The sequence below is a fragment of the [Phormidium] sp. LEGE 05292 genome (assembly GCF_015207735.1).
Classification (GTDB): domain Bacteria; phylum Cyanobacteriota; class Cyanobacteriia; order Cyanobacteriales; family Aerosakkonemataceae; genus Floridanema.
In genome coordinates, this window is sequence record NZ_JADEWG010000022.1 from 38321 (window position 1) to 61356 (window position 23036).

Here is a 23036-nt window from a genome sequence, read left to right on the forward strand (position 1 = left end):
GAGATGTTACTTGGATAACTCCAGCATCTCTGCAACAAATGTAGTTTGTCTAAATGTTTGGTTAATTACTTTATTCAAAAAAGGAAAATTTTTATGTTCAATCCTCTAATTCAGTCTCTCCTTATTACTGGTGGTTGTGAGATTGCGCGTAGAGCAGGAGGTTATGTCATTTCAGTTGCAATTAAAAATGCTGAGTTAGCACCTTTAGTAATTGGAACTCAGTGGTTTGCAACCAAAGCGCAGATGGCTCACACCGATAAAGTTGGAAGAGAAATCAAGCATCATATTGATAAGGGACTTCAAGGAACTAACGCCAAAATTGACGATTTACAAGTAGGAACTTTTAGTAGACTTGACAATATTCAGGCTAGCGTACAGGGGTTACAGTCTCTTCCAGCTAGTCTAGGAGTTTTACAAGCATCTACAGCTGTGATTGGTGTTGGAGTAGTTGCTGTTGCGGCACTCTCAGCAGTGAATTTATACCAAACAATGAAGTTGAGAGAAGATGTTAAACAGTTGCGCCTAGAAGTTAAAGACGGTTTTATTGACTTAAAAGAAGCATTAAAATATCAAGGTAAAGAAATTCTCGAAAGAATTGATCTGGTTGCCCAAGATGTTGAATTCAGACATCATCGCACAATCGTAGCTCAAGCTTATGGATACTTTGTACAAGCAAATAAGCTTATGCAAAAGGCCATGTTATGTGAAGATTTAAGTATTAGAAATAATACCCTGGAAACTGCAAAGGGAATATTGACAACCGCTTTAGCAAACTATAACAATCCTCAACTATTATCAGATACTTGTGCGGCTGGACTACTTCGTAGATATGAGTGTGCTTGGGCGATCGAACAAACAATGGCTATGGTTTTCCAAATGCAAGAACAACCAGCTGTTGTAAGTCAAAGCCTTTCCGATCTAAAAAACAGAATTCGTAAAGATACTCTCACAGTAATCAACAAATGCGAAACCGAAGCAGAATTAGATTTTATATTCCCAGAAATCACCCGTGTTCACGACCACGACTTAGCCGTATTAGAATCTTGGCAAAATCATATTGATTGGCTACGCACTTTACCAGAATCAGAACTAAAACTGCTGGAAAGCGCCGAATTTAAATATTCAGAAATTGCTAAAATTGCAGACAGCGACTCAACTACAACCGCATTAGAAATCCCGCCAGAAATCCAACTCTATGAAAGTCTAAAACAAAAATCTCATCCTCAATCATTATTAGACCAAATGAGATTGATGATGCAGCCTGAATTACGGCGACAATATGAATTATATGTGAGTGAGCGAAGTGCGATCGCGCAACACAAAACCCTCACCCAACCTAACTTACAACAAGCTTCAAATTTAGCGATCGCCAACCTCTATTGGTACTTCAAACACAGAGAACAAACACCAGCATTAGAGCAAGTTTGAAAAATCACCCCAGGGACTAAAGTCGCGGCTATACAAACAAAACCTGCCTTCGCAGGTTAAAAGTCCGCATAGGCGGACTTCGTTTGTGTAGACGCGGTTTCAACCGCCAAAATGCTGCAAAAAAAAATGGGGACACTTCTGCCCCCCCCAAAACCTGTAACTAGTTCTACATCCTACCGATTAGCAGTCGCAGCAATTTTTGCTTCTTGAGCAGTTAACCGTTCGTATGTAGCACGCATTTTCAAACCTGTCAAGACTTGGAACAAACCAGTTCCATTATTAGAACCAGGATATTCCTTGTGTTGTAACAACAGGTGGGTTAACTCACCGTGATACTTGGTGGAAGTCTTACTCAGATGGTCTTCGATATAGATTACCTGTTCCAAATTCTCGAATTGTCCATCAACTTCCAGAATTTCAGCCGGATGACCATAATAAGCATCAGGCCCATAGTGCATTCTAATTCCGGGGTACGAACAAGTCAGCTTATTGCCACAGGGAATCCAATCAATAGTCGAACCTTCATCAAATAGGTAAGCAGGCTCAAAACCTTCTACACCAACTTTCTGAATCAAACGCACCCGCAGGATTTTGCCTTCCTTATCGTCCTTGAGCAACTGAGTAGGCAATACTTGAATTACCACATCAGCAAACTCTCTTTGAGGTTCGATGTAAGCAGAAAAATCAGGGCGACGAGAATTGATAGCAGCTAGCACATCCTCATAAGTGTGACCCCGTTCGGACATATCGCGCTGAATTTTCCAAGCAATCTTGACTTCTTCGCTAATGTCGAGGTATACACTGAAGTCGATGAGCGATCGCACCCGCTCATCATACAGAGGATGCAGCCCTTCAATCACTACAACATGATTTGCCTCAACTAACTCTGGTGGATCAATCATGCCGGTTTCGTGATTGTAAATCGGCTTATTGATTGTTTCGCCACTCTTGAGCGCCTTGATCTGCTCATACATCAGATCGAAATTATTGGCTCTCGGATCGAGTGCAGTAATCCCCGTTTCCTTGCGCTGCTTTCTATCCAGACAATGATAATCATCTAGACAGATTACCGTGACAAACTCCTTGCCAAACAAATCAGTGATACGGCGCAAAAATGTAGACTTTCCACACCCGGAGTCCCCGGCGACACCAATTAGCACCACGCGATCCGGCTTTTTGGTCATAGCTTCCCTCTTTCGATTTAAGATTCTTTACTAACTGGGTCAAAACTTCGAGCTAAATCACAGCCTATTAAGCCATCCCGGTAGACGGAAAAAGCTACTTAAAAAAAAGCAGCCCTTACCAATCCTGTGAAGCAGTCTGGCATCTGCCCCCAAGGGAAGACTCAAGCCTTCAAGTGAGTATTTAATACTACTATTACTGGAATATCTTACCAGAGTGGGATTACCTCTACAAGGCATAAACAAAGTGGAATCATCTAGCTCAGTATTTATGCTAAGGTTTGTTGTGCATTTTTTCTAAAAAAAATGTGAAACTGATTCGCTAGTAACATTCTTTAACAAACTTACCTTGTAGGGTGGAGGAGAATCTGGAGCCGGAAATTTCCATTCCTTCGGTCTTAGAACTGTGGTCATAGCTTTAAACTATAAATTACTGCAATTTCTTAGATCCAGTTCAACACCCCAAATTTGGGGTTAGAACTGTCATGTGGTGCGAAGGGCACTTTGCAGCAGCAGCAAATTTATTTTCAGTTCGGAGAGATCGAAGCAATGTACAATCCAAGCGCAGCTGGTGGTGCTGCCAACACACAATCTGGTAGCCGCGTCTTTGTTTACGAAGTGGTGGGTTTAAGGCAGAACGAAGCAACTGACCAAACTAACTACCCAATTCGTCGCAGTGGCAGCGTGTTTATCACTGTGCCCTACAACCGCATGAATGAAGAAATGCGGCGGATTACACGCCTGGGGGGTCAGATTGTCAGCATTCGACCACTGAGCGATGAGAATCAAGGGAATGGAACTTCCGCGCCGGAGAAAACTAATAGACTCCAGCAAGAGAAGAAAGAAGAAGCCAAGCCAATGACTCAAGCGAAGGAAAAAGAAAAGGACATTCCAGTTAATACTTACCGTCCGAATGCTCCTTTTGTGGGCAAATGTATGTCCAATGAAGAGTTAGTCCGCGAAGGTGGTGAAGGAACTGTCCGTCACCTGAAGTTCGACCTCACAGGAAGCAATTTGCGCTATCTGGAAGGCCAAAGTATCGGTATTATTCCAGAAGGAACCGATAAAAACGGCAAACCTCACAAACTTAGACTATATTCGATCGCATCCACTCGTCACGGCGATGATGTGGATGATAAAACTGTCTCCCTCTGCGTGCGCCAACTCGTGTACAAGCACCCAGAAACCGGAGAAGAAGTGAAGGGCGTTTGCTCTACCTTCCTCACTCAACTGAATGTGGGTGATGATGTGAAAATTACTGGCCCTGTGGGTAAGGAAATGCTCTTACCTGATGACCCAGAAGCTAATGTGATTATGATGGCTACTGGTACAGGTATTGCTCCTTTCCGCGCTTTCCTGTGGCGGATGTTTAAGGAACAGCACGAAGATTACAAATTCAAGGGTCTAGCTTGGTTGTTCTTTGGTTGTGCTTATACCCCCAACATTCTGTACAAGGAAGAATTGGAAGAATTACAAGCGACGTTCCCAGATAACTTCCGTTTAACTTATGCCATCAGCCGGGAACAAAAGAACCCCAAAGGTGGCAAAATGTACATCCAAGACCGAATTGCGGAACACGCTGATAACCTTTGGGATTTGGTGCAAAAATCCAACACCCACACCTACATTTGTGGTCTCAAAGGTATGGAAGGCGGTATCGACGAAGGTATGTCCGGTGCGGCTGGTAAGTTCGGTGTAAATTGGGCTGATTACCAAAAGAAACTGAAGAAAGAACATCGCTGGCACGTAGAGACTTACTAATTTTTAGTTTTTTACTCTCAGCTTTTTCTGGGGTGGGCTTTTGCCTGCCCTGTTTTTTTGGGTTGAGGTTGTGAATTTTTGTTTTTGGTATTGCGATCGCCTTAGTAATTGGCAAGCTGATTGTATTGCTAGAATGAGAAAATTCAATTGGTAAACGATCGCTAGAAAAAAGGAGTTGGAAAAAATGAGAGAAAACCGAGTTGCTGATTTGACGGTCGAGGAATTTAAGACTTTAGTTTATGATTTAGTAGATGAGCGGTTACAGCACTGGAAAAAACCCGAAAACCCAGTGCCAAAACGCTCCTTGCAGGAGATTCTCAACTCAATCGATCGCCATCGGTGGACACCTCCACCAGGAGCTAAATCAACTTTGGAAATGTTACGTGAAGATAGAGACAGCTAATGGCAATTTATGTGGTTGACACTAATGTACTAATTCAGTATTTTATTACCGAGCCTTACACAGCAGAAGTAGGAATTTTGTTGGCTCAGATGGATCGAGGTGATGATTTATATGTACCAGAATTTTGCTTGATAGAGTGTGTTAATGTGTTTTGGAAGAAAGTCCGTTTTCAAGGGTTGTCACAGGACGATGCTGAACAATTTATTATTGATCTGTTAGATTTACCGTTGCAATTTGTACCTGTTAGAGAGTTGCTACCTCGCGCATTTGAAATTGGTCTAGCTCACCAATTAGCAATATATGATTCTCTTTATATCGCTTTAACATTAAACTTAAATTGTCCTTTAATTACTGTGGACGATCGCCAATTAAATGCCGCAATAGCTAACGATGTAATTATTAAACCTATTACTGACTTTTCGCCAGAGTGATAGTAAGATAGACAATTTTTTGTCTAAGTGTCTCTGTTCACACGACAAATGTCACAATGGTTGTGGCAAGTGTTTAGTCAGAACAGGTTGAAAGCGTGAGTTTTAAAATTGGTTTACTGGGACTAGGAACGGTGGGAACGGGAACGGCGGAAATTTTGCTCTCTCCAGATGGTCGTCACCCGTTGGTGCAAGAATTGGAAGTTTATCGGGTGGGAGTGCGCGATCTCTCGAAACCCCGTGATGTGCAATTATCTAAGGAGATTCTGACTACTGATTTGGAAGCGATCGCAACAGACCCAGAAGTTGATATCGTGGTAGAACTGTTGGGTGGGTTGGAACCTGCGCGATCGCTAATTCTCAAAGCTATTGCTCACGGGAAGCACGTCGTTACCGCTAACAAAGCTGTAATTTCTCGTTTTGCCGAAGAAATCTACGATGCTGCTAACGAAAAAGGCGTTTATGTAATGTTAGAAGCAGCAGTCGGCGGCGGTATCCCCATAATTCAACCTTTGAAACAGACTTTAGGCGTTAACCGCATTCAAGCAATTACAGGCATTGTCAACGGTACGACTAACTACATCCTCACCCGGATGCAAAATGAAGGTGTTGATTTCGCTGATGTTTTAGCTGATGCTCAAAAGTTGGGTTACGCTGAAGCCGATCCAACAGCTGATGTGGAAGGGTTTGATGCTGCTGATAAAATTGCCATTCTCGCTTCTTTGGCTTTTGGCGGACGCATCAAATTAGAAGAAGTTTATCACGAAGGAATTACTAAAGTCGGTGCGGCAGATATTGCTTATGCCGAAAAATTGGGTTTTGTGATTAAGTTACTCGCTGTTGCTAAACAGATGAGTGTTAAATCAAATGAACCAGAACAGTTACAAGTGAGAGTTCATCCGACTTTAGTCCCGAAACAACATCCTTTAGCCAGTGTCAGCGGCGTTTACAATGCTATTTTCGTGGAAGGCGATCCGATCGGTCAAGTCATGTTCTACGGCAGAGGTGCGGGTGCAGGCCCAACCGCTAGCGCCGTAGTTTCCGATATTCTCAACATAGCCTCCATTCTCAAAACCTCAGTACTTCCCCAACCCCCAACCCCCATCCTCCATCCTCTCTTAGCTTGCACCCATCAGCATTATTGCCAAATTGCTCCGATGGAAGAACTTGTTACCCGTTTTTACGCTCGCTTCTTGACAAATGACAACCCTGGTGTTATAGGACATCTGGGAACTGCTTTCGGAAATCACGGTGTCAGCTTGGAATCAGTTGTGCAAACTGGTTTTCGCGGAGATTTGGCGGAAATTGTCGTAGTAACTCACGATGTCCGAGAAGGTAACTTCCGTCAGGCTTTGGCGGAAATTCGGGCGCTGGAAGCTGTAGATAGTATTGCCAGTTTGCTAAGGGTTTTGTAAAGGCTGTGTGAAGGTTCCCCAGTGTCCAATCCCCAGGCTTCGACGTGAGCGCTCAGCCGAACGTCCTCAGTCCCTCCTTCCCATTCTTTAAAGATTATTTGAAAACTTCTGTCAATTAGGTGACAAAAATGCAGAAACAGGATATAAATAAATCATGTTTCAATATTGAGAATTTATTTCATTTAGGTGGGAAGCTCGGATGGAGCAATCGATTACAAATCCTACAGATTCACAGGTAGTGGCGGTAGCGCGTAGCGATCGCTGGCAAGTCTACCGCCGACTACAAGGTTTAGAGATTCCCTGCTGTTGTAACAGCAACGGTGGCTTAGAAGTCGAAATAAATAGCCCATTAGCAGCGATTCAATTGTGGTGCGTGTTCAAGCAATTGACAGCACCTCGCAGCGAGTTAGCAGCGCAGTTGAACCGTTGCTGGCAGCTAAAATCATAGTTAAAAACTGATATTTATTTGCAATTGTGTTGTGGTTTTGATAGAGAGGTTTAACAAAAAAAATGGGTAAGAAAACTTGTCAAGTAACAGAATTTTGCCTCGCTGGAAAATTTGTGGGCTTTGTACTGGAGGATGGTTACAAGATTAAGTTGTTGCGAGTAGAGACAGCAGAGGGCGAATCTTGGATTAAACTTTCTAAAGAGGCAAGGGCTGGATTAGGACAAGTTTTACTACCCGGAGATTGGATCGAAGTCTGGGGAGAGCGAAAACTGGATGCAGAGAAGGGCGCAGCAAAGTTGAAAGCTTATAGAATTAAGCTGAAGGCAAGCGCACAAACACAGGTAGTTCCCCAGGAGACACAAGCTTTGCAGCCGAAGAAGAAGCCAGCTTGTATTTTAGTTTGTCAGAAGTCTGATTGCTGCAAACGGGGGGCGATGGAAGTTAGTCAGGCGTTGGCGGAGGGGTTGCGCGATCGCAATTTGCAACAAGAAGTAATCATTAAAGGCACAGGTTGTATGAAACATTGTAAAGCTGGGCCAAATATTGTGATGCCAGATAAAACAGCTTATCGTCGAATTGATGCCAGTGAAGTGCCGGAAATATTAGATAAACATTTTGTTACCGAAAATCAATCTAAAGATGCGGTTCCAGTTTTCGCAAGTGTGGTTTAATCTAAATCAGAGTTGCCGTGTAGAGGGTAATCAAGATGACAGAATCACAGCGCCCAGAACCTCAACCATCAAAAAGAGAGCCTTTAGGGTTTGATGAATTTGTTGCAGTCTTGGTTGCCTTGTTGTCGATCGGCAGTATATTCTTTTGGAGTTTAAGTAGAAAGCCAATTAATTGGAATGTAACCAGTACAACTCCGGTTCAAGTTGCTCCTACTCCCAGAAGTTCTTTGCTGGCACCAAGAATAATTTTACCTTGGTTAGCGAATCGGGCAGTCGATCGAGAAAGGAGAACGGTTAGAGAAGGAACTAATGCAAGAACTGAAAACAGAGTTGTAGCTGTCGATCCACAAAGGAATGGAACTCAGTTAGGCGTAGTTCCTGAAGTTGCTCAACCTATTTTACCTGGGGTAATTGCGATTGCGCCAAGCGCAGCGCCAGAGGCGATCGCGCCTGTACCAGTACCTCAAGCAGTGGAAACGCCAGCTGCACCAACAGATCCAATTATTCCATTACAACCAAAAGCTGTCCCTGTAGTTCCCGTACCAACAAAACCAACAGCTAAAGCTCCGCAACCGATTAAATTATCAGATGTTCCCGCTAATTATTGGGCGGCTGCTTATATTTTAGGATTGCAAAAACAAGGAGTAGTTAGTGGTTTTCCTGCTGGATATTTTCGACCAGATCAACCTGTAACTCGTGCAGAATTCGTCGCAGTGATAGAAAAAGGTTTGGGTTCAAAAATTACTAGTAAAACTGTAGTATTTAAAGATGTAAGTAATAGTTTTTGGGCGACTCCAGCGATTAAAAAAGCCAGTGGAAGCGAGTTTATCGCGGGTTATCCAGACCAAAGTTTCCGACCAAAACAACCTATTCCCAGAGTTCAAGCTATTGTAGCTTTAGCTAGCGGTTTAAATTTACCAGAACCCGCTAATCCAGAACAAATTTTAAAACAACAATATAAAGATGCAGCGCAAATTCCCAACTATGCGAGGAAGAAAGTTGCAGCAGCTACCCAAGCTGGAATTGTGGTGAATTATCCGAATACAAATGTGTTAAACCCAAATAAAAATGCGACTCGTGCAGAAATAGCAGCTTTAGTTTATCAAGCTAGGGTAAAACAAGGTAAGGCACAGAATGTTAATGGTAAATATGTGGTGAAGCCTTAAAAGTTATTTAAAGCAGAATAAACCATGACGAAATTTACAGTTGGGGACTATTTGTTGCTTCGTCTCAAACAAATTGGCATCAAGCATATCTTTGGTGTGCCTGGTGATTACAATATGGAATTTTTGGATAGCATCTTCAATATAGAGGGCATTGAGTGGATTGGAACTTGCAACGAACTCAACGCCGCTTATGCCGCCGATGGCTATGCTCGGATTAATGGTATTGCCGCATTAGTCACCACTTTTGGTGTGGGCGAATTGAGCGCAATTAATGGAATTGCTGGTGCTTATGCCGAGTACGTTCCTGTGGTAGCGATTACTGGTTCTCCGGCTACCAAAAAGCAAAAAATGGGCGGACTTCTGCACCATACCCTTGGCACTGGCGATTTTACCATGTTTGCCAGAATGTATGAAAAAGTAACGGTGGCACAAGCGTATCTAACAGCAGAGAATGCCACAGCAGAAATTGATAGAGTTCTGGGTGCTTGTCTTCTCAAAAAGCAACCTGTTTATATCAGCTTACCTATGGATGTTGCTTCTACTGAAGTAGCTGCGCCTTCAGGTGAATTAGTATCTCCTGTATTCGAGAGCGATCGCCTTACTTTGGAAGAGGCAATTGATGCTAGCGTTACTATGTTGGAAAAAGCTGAAAAACCAATTATTCTCGCTGATGTGGGAGTCGATCGCTATCGCCTGCATAACCAGTTGCGAGATTTGTTAGCAGCTACTGGATATCCTTATGCCACTTTGAGCATGGGGAAAGCGTTACTAGAAGAAACTCATCCCCAATATATTGGCATTTATAACGGTGCTATCAGTGACAACTATGTGCGAAGACGTATTGAAGAAGCAGATTGTGTATTAAGTATCGGTACTTATTTGACCGATTTTAACACCGGAAAGTTTTCCGCCCAACTAGATCCTAGTCGAACTATTGAAGTGCATGGGCAGTATTTAAAGATTAAGCGTGCCTTGTACAATAATGTAGCGATGCGGGATTTTCTACCTGCCTTAAGCAAAAAATTGCAGCATCGCGATCGCATTTCGCTGGATATAAAACCCGTTAAAGACAATTTGAATCCTGGTTTTACAACGAGTTTCCAACCTAACGATAATGCACCTATTAAGCAAGAGCGTTGGTGGCAAAGAATGGCTCATTTTCTCAAAGAAGATGATATCGTCGTTGCCGAAATTGGAGTTTCTTTTTTTGGCGCATTGCTAGTTCCTTTCCCAAAGGGAACAACTTTTGTCGGACAACTACTTTGGGCTTCTATAGGCTACTCGCTTGGCGCAGTTCTAGGTTGTGCGCTGGCTGCTCCCCAGCGACGGTGTATCTTAATAATTGGTGATGGTTCGTTCCAAATGACAGCACAAGAACTATCAACAATATTACGCTATAACCTCAAACCAATAATTTTTCTGATGAATAACGATGGATACACCATAGAACGCGACATTCATGGTGAAAAAATGCCATACAACGACATCCAAAGGTGGGATTATTACAAACTTCCTGAAGTTTTTGCTAACAATAGTTGGAGTATGAAAGTTAGCACAGAATCAGAGTTAGAAACAGCGGTCTCTAAAGCTGAAAAAGATAGAGACTCCCTTGCCTTTATTGAAATAGTGATGGACAAAATGGACAATCCAGAAATTCTTCTGAAGCTGTTGCAGCAATAAGGAGGAAATGGCGAGTGAGAGAAAATTTTATCTGACAAAAACTAGCGATTACCTCTAGCTTAAGCCTAAAGTCTTTTGCAGAAAATTTACCAGACACAGATAAACTTTGTCAGTGTAGGCTAGTGTTTAGAAGCAAATACCCGTTTCTGCCATGCGACTGCCTAAACTTCTCGCTTTAGTAGCTGCCCTCACTGTAGTCTTGGGGCTGATGATTTGGTTAGTTAACTCCATTTATCAGCTTTATATTAATATTGCTTGGTCTGCACCGCCTTTGTTGGCTAATGTAGTAGTGTTGCTGCTGATATTGCTGCTGGCGTTGCTGATTACGGCTTTGATTTATTATGGGGTGATGTTTTGGCGATCGCAAAATCAGCCAAAGCGCCGCAAACCAAAAATTAAACTTCCCGAAGCAAAAACCGAAGCAGCAGCAGAAAATCTCCGCGCCGTCAAAAAACAAGTCAAACAAATTGAAGACGAAGTTTCCCGACAAGCTTTACTTAGTCGTTCTCGTGAAATTGAAACTAATTTATCCAGAGGAAACCTCCAAGTTGTAATATTTGGTACAGGTTCATCGGGCAAAACTTCCTTAATAAATGCCTTAATGGGTAGAATGGTAGGCAAAGTTAGTGCGCCAATGGGAACGACAGAAGTTGGCGAAACTTACGAATTAAAATTAAAAGGTTTAGAACGGGAAATTTTAATTACTGATACCCCAGGAATTTTAGAAGCGGGAGTTGCGGGAACAGAACGAGAACAACTAGCACGTCAATTAGCAACCGAGGCGGATTTACTATTATTTGTAGTCGAAAACGACCTGCTGCAATCAGAATTTGTACCCTTAAAAGCCTTGGCAGAAATTGGTAAACGCAATATTTTAGTCCTCAACAAAATCGACCTTTACACCGACGAAGATAAAGAAACAATTTTGGCGCGACTCCGAGAAAGAGTTAAGAGTTTTATTTCTACTTCTGATATTGTTACTGTGTCAGCAAATCCCCGCACAGTCAAGTTAGAAACCGGGGAAATTATTCAACCTGAACCTGATGTTATGCCATTAATTCGCCGTTTAGCAAACATTTTACGGGCAGAAGGTGATGATTTAATGGCAGATAATATTTTATTACAATCGCAACGTTTAGGAGAAGAAGCCAGAAAAATAATTGATGCCCAACGTCGCCGTCAAGCTGATAAAGTTGTAGAACGGTATCAATGGATAAGCGCGGGAGTAATTGCAGTTACACCTTTGCCAGTGGTAGATTTGTTAGCAACTGTGGCAGTAAACGCCCAAATGGTAGTAGAAATTGGCAAGATTTATGGCTGTGATTTGAATATGGAAAGGGGGAGAGAGTTGGCGCTTTCTTTAGGCAAAACTCTCGCTAGTTTAGGCATAGTTAAAGGAGCAATTGAATTAGTTTCTAGAGCATTACAATTAAACATTGCTACTTATTTAGTTGGTAAAGCAATTCAAGGCGTAAGTGCTGCTTATTTAACCCGCATTGCCGGAAAGAGTTTTATTGAATATTTTCGCCATAATCAAGATTGGGGCGATGGCGGAATTTCAGAAGTTGTGCAACGGCAATTTGAGTTGAATAAAAAAGATGAATTTGTCAAAGCTTTTGTCCAAGATGCTATTGCAAAAGTTGTCCAACCGTTAACACAAAATCCCCCACAAGAAACGGAATTAGAATATGAAGAAGAAGAGGCGGAAGAGGAAGAAGTAGAAGAGATCAAAATCCCACCTTACGAATATGTAGATGATTGGACTAAATCATCACCAAAACGAGAAGATTGGTAATTAATGCTAGTTACTAGTTATCAAAAAATGTAGAGACGTTGTATAAACGTCTCTACTTACGTTCTTCTCTCTGCGCTCTCTGCGTCTGTAGCGGTTCAAAAAAATAGGATTGCTCTATATGTCTGAAATTCTTGGTAAGTTAAACATTCAAAAACTCACCGCTTTTGATATTAAACTGATAGCGTTTTCCCTAATGATTATCGATCATGTGGGGAGGTTATTTTTTCCACAAGTGACTATTTTAGTTATCTTAGGAAGGCTGAGTTTTCCCTTGTTTGCATGGTTAGCAGCACAAGGAGAAAAGTATACATCTGATATCAAAAAATATGTCTTTAGATTAATAATTTGGGGAATTATAACTCAACCAATTTATAGCAAAGTTTACTATTTAGTTTTCTCTGTACCCAGCGAACTTAATATCCTATTTACTCTGGCTTTGGGAGTTATAACTATTCGTTGCACTAAATTAGTTGAATCGAAACTTTTCAAGTTTTTAATTGTTATTGCTTTCATGGTAGTTGCCGAATTGTTGCGGGTTGAGGGGAGAATGTTCGCATTAATTCTAATTTATTTGATGTCAATTATCGATTTACAAAGTGCCAAATGGTGGTTCTTTTTTGTTGGCTATCGGTTATTGTTTATCTATATTAATCAATGGAGTTATGTCGAGTTGTTTGGTATAGCTTCTGTAGGAATAATAGCTTTATATAACGGTGAACAAGGGGGAAAGAGTAAACCGTTTTATAAATGGTTTTATCCTTTGTATCCGCTACATTTGGGAGTTTTGCTTTTAATTAAATTGTGGTTAAATTCCCGGATAAATTTACCGTAATAAATGTTTGCTACAGATGCTTGGAATGGGCGGGTTTTGACTTCTATATTATTCCTGGCTATTACCATCTTTTGGCTAAACCCGCCCCTACTCATTTATTGTAACTATTTTAGATTAGCTGCGATGAATTTACCATACCGCTAACTACAATTTCGGCTATCCAAAAACTTTAATTGTTGGTAAATCATGGTAATTTTTGGTAAATTTACACCCTTTTTTTGGGCAAAATGTAAGGGATTGCCAAACATTGTTTCTACTTCCAAAGGTCGCTTTTCATCGTAATCAATTTTCATGCTGGTGCGGTAAGGTTTCATTTTATCGGTGTAGTGTAGCATGGTTTCTACAAAGCTTTTATCAATAATGGAATTACAACTTTTTGCTCCTGCTACTACTTCCCACATTAACTCTTCAACTAAACTGCGAGTATCAGGATTACTCATTAATTCATCAGTTCTTGCATCCAAAACTACAGAAAGTCCATTGTAGGGAATATTCCAAACTAATTTTTGCCAACGTGCTAATAGCAAATCCTCTGCTAATTCCATCTTAATTCCTGCACGTTCAAAATCAGCAGCGATTTGCTGCATTCTATTAGTAATTCCAGCAGGTTGATAATTAGCAGCATATTCTCCAATTTTAATTTGACCATAATCTAAGTGGCAAATATGTCCAGGTGCTACTTTATTAGAACAAAGAAAACATAGCCCACCCATTACCCTTTTTGCGCCGACAATTTTAGCAACTTCATCTTCTACGCCTAGTCCATTTTGTAATACTAAAACCACACCATTATCTTTAACTAGATTGGTTAACATTTGCGGTAATAAATGATTTTGGGTAGTTTTTAATGCCACAATTACTACATCACAAGGAGGCATTTTGCTAGCTTCCTGGTAAGCTTGAACATCTGGTAAAGTGAAATTACCATATTTTGATTCAACTACTAAACCATGCTGACTGACATATTCGTAATCGCTGTGTAACAGAAAGTGAACATCTAAACCAGCTTTTTGCAAACAAGCGCCGTAATATCCACCTAGCGCACCTGTTCCCAAAATGGCATAACTAAGTTGAAAAGAATTGTAAATAAATTGATTAGGCATTGATTCGATCTCCATTCCCTCCTAAAATTAAATTAATTCAGAAGCTTTAATATATCAAAAACTATGAGCAATCGTCCGATTATCCTTGGAATTGTTGGTGATAGTGCGGCGGGAAAAACCACTTTAACTAGAGGAATTGCCCAGGTTTTGGGAGAAGATAATGTTACAGTTATCTGTACTGACGATTATCACAAATACGATCGCACTCAGCGAGCAGAATTAGGCATTACAGCTTTGCATCCAGATTGCAATTATTTGGATATTATGCAGCAGCATTTATCGCTGTTGCGAACAGGTCAACCGATCCTAAAACCAGTTTACAGTCACCACACAGGAACTTTTGAACCACCACAATATATTAAACCCCAAAAATTTGTAATTGTCGAAGGATTGCTAGGTTATTCTACTCGTGGTTGTCGTGATTGTTTTGATGTTAAAGTTTACCTTGCACCACCAGAATCTTTGCGTGCGAAGTGGAAGATTAAGCGGGATACAATGAAGCGGGGTTACTCGCCAGAACAAGTTTTAGCAGAATTAGAAAAACGCGAACCTGACTCAGAACACTTTATTCGTCCTCAGCGCAAATGGGCAGATGTGGTCGTAACTTTTTATCCCCCAAATGATGATATTGATGAGGATAATTCCCGTTTAAATGTGCGTTTGGTACTCAGACCTACTATCCCCCATCCTGATTTTATTAAAATTATAGATCTCAGTGATAATGGTACTGATTCATCTGTTCGTTTAGGATTAGATCGGGATATGGGTAAACCAGTTGATGTGCTGGAAATTGATAGTCATGCAACTGCGGAACAGGTGAGTAAATTAGAAAAGGTTTTGTGTCAGGAAATGCCCGATTTATTTCCGCATTGTAGTTTGGGAGGAAATTTAGAATTGGGGAAAATTACTGGGACAACTGATGAGATTTTGCAAAGTTATCCTCTGGCTTTGACGCAGTTATTAATTTCTTTTCATACGCTCAAAGCTACTCATGTACATCATTTTTAAAATTGTCAAAGTTGTGGGTAATGAATCGATCGCACAAATCATCAACCATCCATTACCCACAATTTACTACCAAATTCCCAAATTCAACATTGATACGGGTGCAGGTATCATTTCCCCACGAAAATCTAGCAGTTGTACTAAGAGTAAATAGCCGATCGCTAGAATTAGAGAAATTACCCCGGTAATAATTGCCACAATTTTCCCTCGATCCATGAGTTTCCTTGCTACTAAATGATGTTATTTACTTAATATAGGTAATAATCAATCTCAGTTGTCGTCGATAACTAAAATAATATGGATTCTGCTACAGATTTGTCAGGGGGAGAAATTACAATTGCACGTCAGCCAGTTGTGCAAACCTACGAATTAGGAAAAGTTTACCGCACAGGCTTTTGGCTGAATCAGAAAATCGAATCCTTAAAAAGTTGTACCTTGACAGTTTATGAAGGGGAAACTTTTGGTTTGTTAGGGCAGAATGGTGCGGGAAAAACTACACTGTTAAAAACTTTACTAGGCATTGCCCGTCCTACTTCTGGCAGGGGGTTAATATTAGGAAAAACTTTGGGCGATCGCACTGTCAAGCAACGCATTGGTTATCTGCCGGAAAATGCCTATTATTATGATTTTTTAACAGGTTGGGAATTTTTGCAAATGATCGCCGGACTTTTTCAAATTCCTAAAGAAATTCAAAAGCAACGCATTCCCCAACTTTTAGAAATGGTCGGACTCGCCCAGTCAGCAGCGAAGAAAAAGCAACTGCGACAATATTCTAAAGGAATGTTGCAACGAATTGGCATGGCGCAAGCTTTAATTAATGACCCAGAATTGGTATTTTTAGATGAACCGATGTCGGGTTTAGATCCTCTGGGACGCTACCAAATTAGAGAGATTATTTCATCTTTAAAAGCTGCGGGAAAAACCATATTTTTTAACAGTCATGTATTGTCAGATGTGGAGAAGATTTGCGATCGCATCGCCATATTAGCGCAAGGTGAAATAATTTGCATCGGCTCTTTGAATGAACTTTTGGGAACCGCCGACACATATTACATTAAAGGCAAAGGCGGTAAGCAAGACATCTTAAAAAAATGGCTACCAGATTTAGAATTTGTATCTCAAGGAATAGGTAGCACAGAAGAAGCTTGGCAAGGTCACGTAAAAGGCGATATACAAGATTTTCTCTCTAGTTTACGCCTCATGCAAGCCCAAATCATCACCTTAAACTTAGCGCGTCCTACTTTAGAAGAGTTTTTTATGGAACAACTGCAAAAAAGAGGTATAACTGCCAGCAGTTAAATAGACATCTCCAAAAAAAACAATGTAGAGACGTTGTATACAACGTCTCTACAAGGCTTTGAGGTAATTTACCTTTTAGATGTCTAAGAAATATCTGCGACTCTTGAAAGATGCACTTAAGCTTGTCAGTTTGTATTACTTGAAACAGGAAAAGTTAACAACTTAGGAAAAATTATGGCTGACATTGTAGAAACCGCTACTCAAGCTGAATCTTTCAAAACTTTACTAACTTTAGTGGAAGCAGCAGGATTAGTAGATGTACTTAAAAATCCTGAAACCAAAACCGTTTTTGCTCCTACTGATGAGGCATTTGCTAAAATTCCCGCTACTACTGTAGCTTCTTTGATGGAGAACACTGCCAAACTGAAGCGAATTCTCATGTATCACGTTGTTGCTGGAGATGTTAGATCGGATGATCTTATCCAAATCAATGAAGCACCTACTTTTGAAGGGTCAGTATTAGCTATTGATTCTTCAGATGGTGTAAAAGTGAATGATGCTAATGTTTTAAAACAAGATATTCTCGCAGACAACGGCGTTATTCATGTCATTGATACAGTATTAATGCCTGCATTAGTAGCAGTTGAATAAGTTGCCATAAGTTGTTCAACTAATTATCAAATCAAAAAAAGGTAAAACAAATGGCAAACATTTTAGAAACAGCTGCTAAATCTGGCTCTTTTAAGACTTTAGTAGAAGCTGTGAAAGTTACTGGTTTAACTGATACTTTGAAAGGTGCTGGCCCATTTACTATTTTTGCTCCAACTGATGAAGCTTTTGACAAATTGCCCACAGGAACTATCGATAAATTGTTGAGCGATATTCCCCAGTTAACTAAGATTCTCACATATCACATTATCGAAGGCAAAGTGATGTCAGAAGATGTGGTAAAACTAGATAAAACTACCACATTTGAAGGTTCGGATTTGAAAATTCATAACAATGGTGCTGTGATGGTGGGTGATGCTGCGATCGTTCAGTCCGATTTAGAAGCTGATAACGGTGTCATTCATGCGATCGATACTGTTTTAATCCCGCAATATTAGGGATTGAAGAGACATTGTAGAGACGTTTCATGAAACGTCTCTACTAACTCTTTCTTAGCCCCCTTTTGATCCCCCCTCCGCCCCCCTTACAAAGGGGGGAACCAGCGGAAGTTTCGCTATTAACATCACGGGGGGGTTGGGGGGATCAAAACATTGTAATCACAGAGTTAGATTCCCCCTATCCCCCCTTACTCAAGGGGGGAACAAGGAACAAGAAAGAATTAATAACTAGCAAATTGAGTTACTAGAAAAACTCTATTCAATTGGGCCTAAAATAGAAGCCGATCGAGCAGGTAAATTCAAGCTTAATTGCTGGGATTTTCCTGCTTCTTCATTCCAAGAAAATTCAGCTTCACCGTATAGTAATTGACTTGGTTGAGATTGCAAAGTTGTTACTTCAAAGCTGATATTTGCATCTGAAGTACCGACATTAACAGCAACAATTAATTTTTCATTTACCAAAATTCTGGCAAATACGTAAACTGTTCCTTCTGCGTACAAAATGTGATAGGAACCTGTACGAAGTGCGGGATATTTATTCCGTAAAGCGATGAGTTTTTGGTGATATTTGAGAACGTAAACATCCCAGTGGGCTTCCATTGGAAAACCGCGCCGCGAGTCGGGGTCTAATTTCCCAGGTAAGCCAACTTCATCGCCATAATAAATGCTGGGAGCACCGGGAAATGTTAATAGTAAAACGGTTGCTAGTTCTACGCTGGCTTTGTCACCTTGGGCGATGGAAATTAATCGTGCTGTGTCATGACTAGCTAATAAATTAAGTTGGGTAAGTTGAATTTCCCAAGGGTAAAGTTGCAGCAAATATTCAATTTTTTCGCCGTATTCTTTGGCGAATAAAGGCGGGTAAGGATCGTAAGAACGGTCTTGTACTTGAGAAATGTCTACACGATCGCCAGCCGTAAAAGCAATAGTTGGCGCAGCAAATAAGTAATTCATTACTCCGTCAAATTGAGTACCATCTAACCATTCGCGGGAGTCTCCCCAAACTTCACCAACTATGTAAGCTTCGGGGTTGATGGCTTTAACGCGATCGCGAAATTCTTGCCAAAAACCAGGAGTTTTTATTTCAAAAGGTACATCTAATCGCCAGCCATCAATGCCAAATTTAATCCAATATTCGGCAATTTCCATGATGTATTCGCGCACTTCGGGATTGTCATGATTAAATACTGGCAAAGCGCGATTTCCTGCCCAACCAACATAATTTGCTGGATACTCTCCATTGTAAGCAGATACAGGCCAACCTTCAACTTTAAACCAATCCACCCAAGGAGAATGTGGGCCATTTTCTAACACATCATGAAAGAAGAAAAAGCCTCGGCTAGAATGATTAAATACCCCGTCCAACACAACTTTAATATCCCGTTTGTGGGCAGCATCTAGTAATTCTTTAAAAGCCGGATTTCCCCCCAACATTGGATCTACTTGGTAATAATCATGAGTATGGTATCGGTGGTTACTGGCAGATTGAAAAATGGGGGTAAAATATACAGCATTAATGCCCAAATCCTGCAAGTAATCCAACTGTTCGATCGCACCCCACAAATCACCACCTTTATAACCTTGGAGTGTTGGCATATCATCCCAAGCTTCCCAAGAGGCGTTTCTCAAAAGTCGTTTGTGAGGCTGTTTGCTGCGAGCAAACCGATCCGGAAAAATTTGATAAAAAACTGCGTGTTTAACCCAATCTGGAGTGTTTATCTGCATAATTAATCTGCTAGCTCTCTATTTTAAGTTACAGCTATTTGCTGTTATTTGATTCCTACTTTTGATAGAAAACTTTTATATATAATTGGATATCAAAGTGATTGACTGCGGTCGATCGCTAATGATTTAATAAGAGTAAGTGTAAAAAAATACCATCAATGGTTAACGTTTTAAATCAGGGTGACGATGACTTAGTTTCGCTAGATTATAGCGATTTATTACAAAAAATTTCTCAAGTATTAAGTAATCAAACCGTATTTAAATTATCAGGAAGCGATCGCTTAATAATTGACATTGACGAAGTAGCGAATCAAGTAGCTAATTTACAGGTACAAAGTCCGCTGACATCTGCGATCGGAGTGCGATCGGCAACGATTAAATTTACGCCAAAATTCCGGGAAACTTTTCCTAATTTAGTCCGCAATATTCGCGATCGTATCCAACAAACATTAACAGCTACTTTAGGAGAAAACAAATCCCTTCCCGAATTTGTCAGCAGTTTAACCACTCCTCTCGCATCTTTTCAGGGAAAAAACAACAAATTAGATTTTATTTTTGCCTTCGATCAAGCAACTCCCAATTTACAAAAGCAAAAACTAACTTTAGATCGTCAAACTCCCGGTAGTGCTTCCTTACTAAAATTACATAAACTCACAATTAAAGTCCACAATACTAATCAATTTACCCAACAACTTCAACAAGGTTTAGCAAATTATATCGAAACAAAAGCGGAAAGTGATAGTGAAGTTGAAGAGTTAAACGACATTCTCCAAGGAATGTTGCGAAATGATTTATCTGACTTTTATCGACTGCAAAGAATTGTCGATACTGAAACTTTGGGAAAACTCAAAAAAGAAGCAAAAATCAGATATTTAGAATATCTCAGAGACAATAATGAAATCGCCGATTCCCCGGCAAAAATTTATCTCGAAGATTTGATTCGCCGTTTAAGATTAATTGAAACTTACATTAATGAGAATAAAGCTGATGCTGAGTACGAAGTTAACTATGCTGGTGCAAGGATTAATTACAAAGAGGTATTTTCCACAGCAGACGTTTTAGACGCTTTACCAATCATTCCCATAATTACCGGAAACTTGGGAGAAAGTACAGATCAAAATCAAGGAGAAAGACAGTTTGTTTTTGGGATTAAAATGAAGTTTAATAACCCAGTGCAAGCACTCAGCGGGGAAGAAGTTTTTGAGCATAATTTGAATTTAATTGATCCGGAAAGTGAAGAACATCAAAAAGAACTGCAAAACAAACCAAACTTTGGTGCAAAGGTACTCAGACTATTTTTATTATACTTTTTTGTCTTTGCTTGCCCTAATCCGAACGAAGCGGGTTATCATCCAAACAATGACCTAAATTACGATCCGATCGCTGCTTTTGCAAGAATAATGGTTACACTTCGCGGATCGGATGAAGAAGCAAAGAAAAAGCTTTTTAAAGGCATGATTCGCGGATTTAAGGATTATAAAGTAATCGATAAAATTAATGCTTTGAAAGCATTACTCAAAGATTTAATTAAAAGACAAACTGTTTTACCTACAAGAAACTATCCGCTACAGATTAGCGTTAGGAAAGGAATTTTAGAGCAAGATATCGACAGTATTTTCAACAAACTAAGTTTTTTCAATGAAGTTTTAGCGAACAATCCTAAAGAATGCTTGAGATACATTTCTATTGGTGAATCTTATATTGATAACAATGCGCTTTGTCAATTACCTGGGAGTATCACGATTGAAGATATCCGCTATTTTTCTAGCGAAGAACGTCAAGAATTTCGCATGAAATTCGATATCGAAAACATCGATACTTTACCAGTAATTTTGGTTCCGAAACAAGACAAATCTAGGGAAGTATATCGAGAGTCTTTTAGTAAGAATAAATTAATTATTTTTCCCTTCAACAATCGACGTTTAGACGAAAATAAGCAGGGTTTAAACTCAACTCAAGCTTTTATTTATCGTTTTACATTCTCCTTGCTGGCGTATCTTTGCTTAAATATTTTATTGGAAGCTACACCAAAGAGTTTATTTGTACCGATGGTGAGATTGCACGAAGGCGATCGCCAAAATCCCGCACCTTCCGAAAAATTTGTCGCCAATCTTAGCAAAACATTATCTCATTTATTGAGCGAAAAACATCGAGTAACTTCTCAAGGTTTCCGAGTCAAAAACTTGAATAGCTTCAAAATAAATAATGGGTTATATTCCCTCTATTCCGTATTGCCAAAAAAATTCCGCTTTAGCAATCCTAATGATACTCCCCAGTTAGAAAAACTAGCAATTATTGTTGTTTCCAGCTTAGAAAGCGACGCGAGAACAGGTAACAGAAATCGCTTAAATCGCATCTCTAATTTAATAGGAGAAGTAGTCACTGTCAACCGCAAAAACAACGGTGTGATTGGTTTAGAAATTATCCAAACCTTTTCTGATAATTATTACAACGATCGCTTGTATCGAGACCCACCAATTCTTTTAGACACAGTAAACAATCTCTATGAAGCTGGATATCGACACTTTGTATATATTGCCAAAGCACCTTACACAAGTAGCTTACATATAACCCAAACAGATGAAGATGAAGGATTATATTTTATGTCCCCAAAACTAGTTGAAGAATTGAGGGGAAATCGCCACGACATTAACATTTATCCGGTATTTTTTGATAAATATTATGTGAAAAAATCCCAAACTCTAAAGTCAAAATCTTTTTACATTCAAGATACTGGACAATTACTAAATCTTGCAGAAGATCCCTGTCACCAAGCAATTGTTTTCTTCAATCTTTTTAACGGAATCACAGTGGGTAAAGGGGACGATCGCTTTTACAACGGCGTAATTTCCTACTCTACACTAATCGGTATTTACCCAGGAGTTTTGGACGATCGAGAAATCCGACAAGCTTTAATGAATGATGATAGTACCTTGAAAAATGACATTCTCCAATACCTCACACTCTTTCACTTTTCCCGATTTGAAAAAGACAAAGATATTAGCTTAAAACTCGACCCTTATCAAAACATTATTGGCGACGAAGCATTCAGTAAATTGTCTGTCTTTAACCATAGTAGAGGCGAGGTTGAATTTAACTCATTGGCATTTTTAACCGAAGTTAAACAATATTTAAACCCTTAGTTTGTAGGGTGCGTCAAATACAAATGCGAGAAAAAATTTATACAGATAGATATTTGTTAACTTCCAATGAGTTAAATGTGCTAAATTTGATTCTGTCTAAAAAAGACTAATAACGGTGATTTAAAGTGTACCAAGCTTTGGTTTTAATAATGTTGAGTCGAGCTACTTGTGCTAATATTTGAGCATATAAATGCACTCGAACCTAAGTGGAGGCAGAAAATAATAGAAAGAAAGATACCCAATAGTTGATTATATAAAGAGCGATCGCCATCTCCACAACTACCTCTTTACAATGTATTCGGATCGATTCCCCTCTCCTCCAACTTAGCTAAAAGATCCTGAAGTTGTTGTTGTCTTTCTCTGGCTATTTCTTCCGGCATTTTATATCTATTTTCTGCCCCTGGAGCCCCTGGAGCCCCTGGAGCCCCCCTGCGGGTAACTCCAAAAAAATGCCCAGTTCCTCCTTTTCCCCCTTGCCAACTGTTCCCCACAGTCCGACACTGGACT

20 protein-coding genes are annotated in these 23036 nt (G+C 40.1%); 16 read left to right on the forward strand and 4 right to left on the reverse strand.

The window, feature by feature from the left end; translation table 11 throughout:
* The first annotated feature begins 93 nt into the window (after positions 1–93).
* Complete coding sequence (locus IQ264_RS09000; protein ID WP_228061393.1) at positions 94–1428, forward strand: hypothetical protein; 1335 nt, start codon at positions 94–96, stop codon at positions 1426–1428.
* A gap of 173 nt (positions 1429–1601) precedes the next feature.
* On the opposite strand, the gene IQ264_RS09005 is transcribed toward IQ264_RS09000, so the two are convergent.
* On the reverse strand, positions 1602–2612 hold the full coding sequence (locus IQ264_RS09005; protein ID WP_193980412.1) for a phosphoribulokinase: 1011 nt from the start codon (positions 2610–2612) through the stop codon (positions 1602–1604).
* Between the two features lie 546 nt (positions 2613–3158).
* Here IQ264_RS09005 and petH point away from each other — a divergent pair.
* The 10 genes from petH (at position 3159) to IQ264_RS09055 (ending at position 13208) form a co-directional block, all read left to right on the forward strand.
* Positions 3159–4370 carry a ferredoxin--NADP reductase gene (petH, locus tag IQ264_RS09010; protein WP_193980413.1) on the forward strand — a complete coding sequence of 404 codons (1212 nt, stop codon included), beginning with the start codon at positions 3159–3161 and terminating at the stop codon, positions 4368–4370.
* A gap of 184 nt (positions 4371–4554) precedes the next feature.
* A complete protein-coding gene (locus IQ264_RS09015) occupies positions 4555–4773 on the forward strand; it encodes a hypothetical protein (RefSeq protein WP_228061394.1) in 219 nt (72 codons plus the stop codon).
* Positions 4773–5204, forward strand: coding sequence for a type II toxin-antitoxin system VapC family toxin (locus IQ264_RS09020; protein WP_193980414.1), 432 nt, complete (start codon positions 4773–4775; stop codon positions 5202–5204). The genes IQ264_RS09015 and IQ264_RS09020 overlap by 1 nt, the downstream gene beginning before the upstream one ends.
* A gap of 95 nt (positions 5205–5299) precedes the next feature.
* Positions 5300–6616, forward strand: coding sequence for a homoserine dehydrogenase (locus IQ264_RS09025; RefSeq protein ID WP_193980415.1), 1317 nt, complete (start codon positions 5300–5302; stop codon positions 6614–6616).
* A 199-nt stretch (positions 6617–6815) separates the two neighbouring features.
* Positions 6816–7064, forward strand: a complete 249-nt coding sequence (locus IQ264_RS09030; protein ID WP_193980416.1) for an Asr1405/Asl0597 family protein — start codon at positions 6816–6818, stop codon at positions 7062–7064.
* A 62-nt stretch (positions 7065–7126) separates the two neighbouring features.
* Entirely contained in the window at positions 7127–7735 is a 609-nt protein-coding gene (locus tag IQ264_RS09035) for a (2Fe-2S) ferredoxin domain-containing protein (RefSeq protein WP_193980417.1), read from the forward strand.
* 35 nt (positions 7736–7770) lie between these two features.
* Positions 7771–8901, forward strand: a complete 1131-nt coding sequence (locus tag IQ264_RS09040) for an S-layer homology domain-containing protein (protein WP_193980418.1) — start codon at positions 7771–7773, stop codon at positions 8899–8901.
* A gap of 24 nt (positions 8902–8925) precedes the next feature.
* Positions 8926–10581, forward strand: a complete 1656-nt coding sequence (locus tag IQ264_RS09045) for an alpha-keto acid decarboxylase family protein (protein ID WP_193980419.1) — start codon at positions 8926–8928, stop codon at positions 10579–10581.
* Between the two features lie 151 nt (positions 10582–10732).
* Entirely contained in the window at positions 10733–12376 is a 1644-nt protein-coding gene (locus IQ264_RS09050; protein ID WP_193980420.1) for a YcjF family protein, read from the forward strand.
* A 118-nt stretch (positions 12377–12494) separates the two neighbouring features.
* Entirely contained in the window at positions 12495–13208 is a 714-nt protein-coding gene (locus IQ264_RS09055; RefSeq protein ID WP_193980421.1) for a TraX family protein, read from the forward strand.
* 140 nt (positions 13209–13348) lie between these two features.
* Here IQ264_RS09055 and IQ264_RS09060 read toward each other — a convergent pair whose 3' ends face one another.
* On the reverse strand, positions 13349–14311 hold the full coding sequence (locus tag IQ264_RS09060) for a putative 2-dehydropantoate 2-reductase (protein WP_193980422.1): 963 nt from the start codon (positions 14309–14311) through the stop codon (positions 13349–13351).
* Between the two features lie 63 nt (positions 14312–14374).
* On the opposite strand from IQ264_RS09060, the gene IQ264_RS09065 reads away from it, so the two are divergent.
* Entirely contained in the window at positions 14375–15319 is a 945-nt protein-coding gene (locus IQ264_RS09065; RefSeq protein WP_193980423.1) for a phosphoribulokinase, read from the forward strand.
* 66 nt (positions 15320–15385) lie between these two features.
* Here IQ264_RS09065 and IQ264_RS09070 read toward each other — a convergent pair whose 3' ends face one another.
* Positions 15386–15532, reverse strand: a complete 147-nt coding sequence (locus tag IQ264_RS09070) for a hypothetical protein (RefSeq protein ID WP_193980424.1) — start codon at positions 15530–15532, stop codon at positions 15386–15388.
* 81 nt (positions 15533–15613) lie between these two features.
* Between IQ264_RS09070 and IQ264_RS09075 the strand changes: the two genes are divergently transcribed.
* From IQ264_RS09075 to IQ264_RS09085, 3 genes are all read left to right on the forward strand, one after another.
* Complete coding sequence (locus tag IQ264_RS09075) at positions 15614–16615, forward strand: ABC transporter ATP-binding protein (RefSeq protein ID WP_193980425.1); 1002 nt, start codon at positions 15614–15616, stop codon at positions 16613–16615.
* A gap of 174 nt (positions 16616–16789) precedes the next feature.
* Positions 16790–17206, forward strand: a complete 417-nt coding sequence (locus tag IQ264_RS09080; RefSeq protein ID WP_193980426.1) for a fasciclin domain-containing protein — start codon at positions 16790–16792, stop codon at positions 17204–17206.
* Between the two features lie 50 nt (positions 17207–17256).
* Positions 17257–17661, forward strand: coding sequence for a fasciclin domain-containing protein (locus IQ264_RS09085; protein ID WP_193980427.1), 405 nt, complete (start codon positions 17257–17259; stop codon positions 17659–17661).
* 255 nt (positions 17662–17916) lie between these two features.
* Here the strand turns inward: IQ264_RS09085 and IQ264_RS09090 are convergent, their stop codons facing one another.
* A complete protein-coding gene (locus tag IQ264_RS09090) occupies positions 17917–19386 on the reverse strand; it encodes a glycoside hydrolase family 13 protein (protein WP_193980428.1) in 1470 nt (489 codons plus the stop codon).
* 158 nt (positions 19387–19544) lie between these two features.
* On the opposite strand from IQ264_RS09090, the gene IQ264_RS09095 reads away from it, so the two are divergent.
* Positions 19545–22529, forward strand: coding sequence for a hypothetical protein (locus IQ264_RS09095; protein ID WP_193980429.1), 2985 nt, complete (start codon positions 19545–19547; stop codon positions 22527–22529).
* Positions 22530–23036 lie beyond the last annotated feature (507 nt).

Bases quoted from the DNA above. Each gene is read 5' to 3' on its own strand.
- IQ264_RS09005 (WP_193980412.1), bottom strand. From the start codon at position 2,612: ATGACCAAAAAGCCGGATCGCGTGGTGCTAATTGGTGTCGCCGGGGAC.
- IQ264_RS09045 (WP_193980419.1), top strand. From the start codon at position 8,926: ATGACGAAATTTACAGTTGGGGACTATTTGTTGCTTCGTCTCAAACAA.
- IQ264_RS09075 (WP_193980425.1), top strand. From the start codon at position 15,614: ATGGATTCTGCTACAGATTTGTCAGGGGGAGAAATTACAATTGCACGT.
- IQ264_RS09000 (WP_228061393.1), top strand. From the start codon at position 94: ATGTTCAATCCTCTAATTCAGTCTCTCCTTATTACTGGTGGTTGTGAG.
- IQ264_RS09090 (WP_193980428.1), bottom strand. From the start codon at position 19,386: ATGCAGATAAACACTCCAGATTGGGTTAAACACGCAGTTTTTTATCAA.
- IQ264_RS09050 (WP_193980420.1), top strand. From the start codon at position 10,733: ATGCGACTGCCTAAACTTCTCGCTTTAGTAGCTGCCCTCACTGTAGTC.
- IQ264_RS09070 (WP_193980424.1), bottom strand. From the start codon at position 15,532: ATGGATCGAGGGAAAATTGTGGCAATTATTACCGGGGTAATTTCTCTA.
- IQ264_RS09055 (WP_193980421.1), top strand. From the start codon at position 12,495: ATGTCTGAAATTCTTGGTAAGTTAAACATTCAAAAACTCACCGCTTTT.
- IQ264_RS09030 (WP_193980416.1), top strand. From the start codon at position 6,816: ATGGAGCAATCGATTACAAATCCTACAGATTCACAGGTAGTGGCGGTA.
- IQ264_RS09080 (WP_193980426.1), top strand. From the start codon at position 16,790: ATGGCTGACATTGTAGAAACCGCTACTCAAGCTGAATCTTTCAAAACT.
- IQ264_RS09035 (WP_193980417.1), top strand. From the start codon at position 7,127: ATGGGTAAGAAAACTTGTCAAGTAACAGAATTTTGCCTCGCTGGAAAA.
- IQ264_RS09065 (WP_193980423.1), top strand. From the start codon at position 14,375: ATGAGCAATCGTCCGATTATCCTTGGAATTGTTGGTGATAGTGCGGCG.
- IQ264_RS09095 (WP_193980429.1), top strand. From the start codon at position 19,545: ATGGTTAACGTTTTAAATCAGGGTGACGATGACTTAGTTTCGCTAGAT.
- IQ264_RS09040 (WP_193980418.1), top strand. From the start codon at position 7,771: ATGACAGAATCACAGCGCCCAGAACCTCAACCATCAAAAAGAGAGCCT.
- IQ264_RS09060 (WP_193980422.1), bottom strand. From the start codon at position 14,311: ATGCCTAATCAATTTATTTACAATTCTTTTCAACTTAGTTATGCCATT.
- IQ264_RS09015 (WP_228061394.1), top strand. From the start codon at position 4,555: ATGAGAGAAAACCGAGTTGCTGATTTGACGGTCGAGGAATTTAAGACT.
- petH (WP_193980413.1), top strand. From the start codon at position 3,159: ATGTACAATCCAAGCGCAGCTGGTGGTGCTGCCAACACACAATCTGGT.
- IQ264_RS09085 (WP_193980427.1), top strand. From the start codon at position 17,257: ATGGCAAACATTTTAGAAACAGCTGCTAAATCTGGCTCTTTTAAGACT.
- IQ264_RS09020 (WP_193980414.1), top strand. From the start codon at position 4,773: ATGGCAATTTATGTGGTTGACACTAATGTACTAATTCAGTATTTTATT.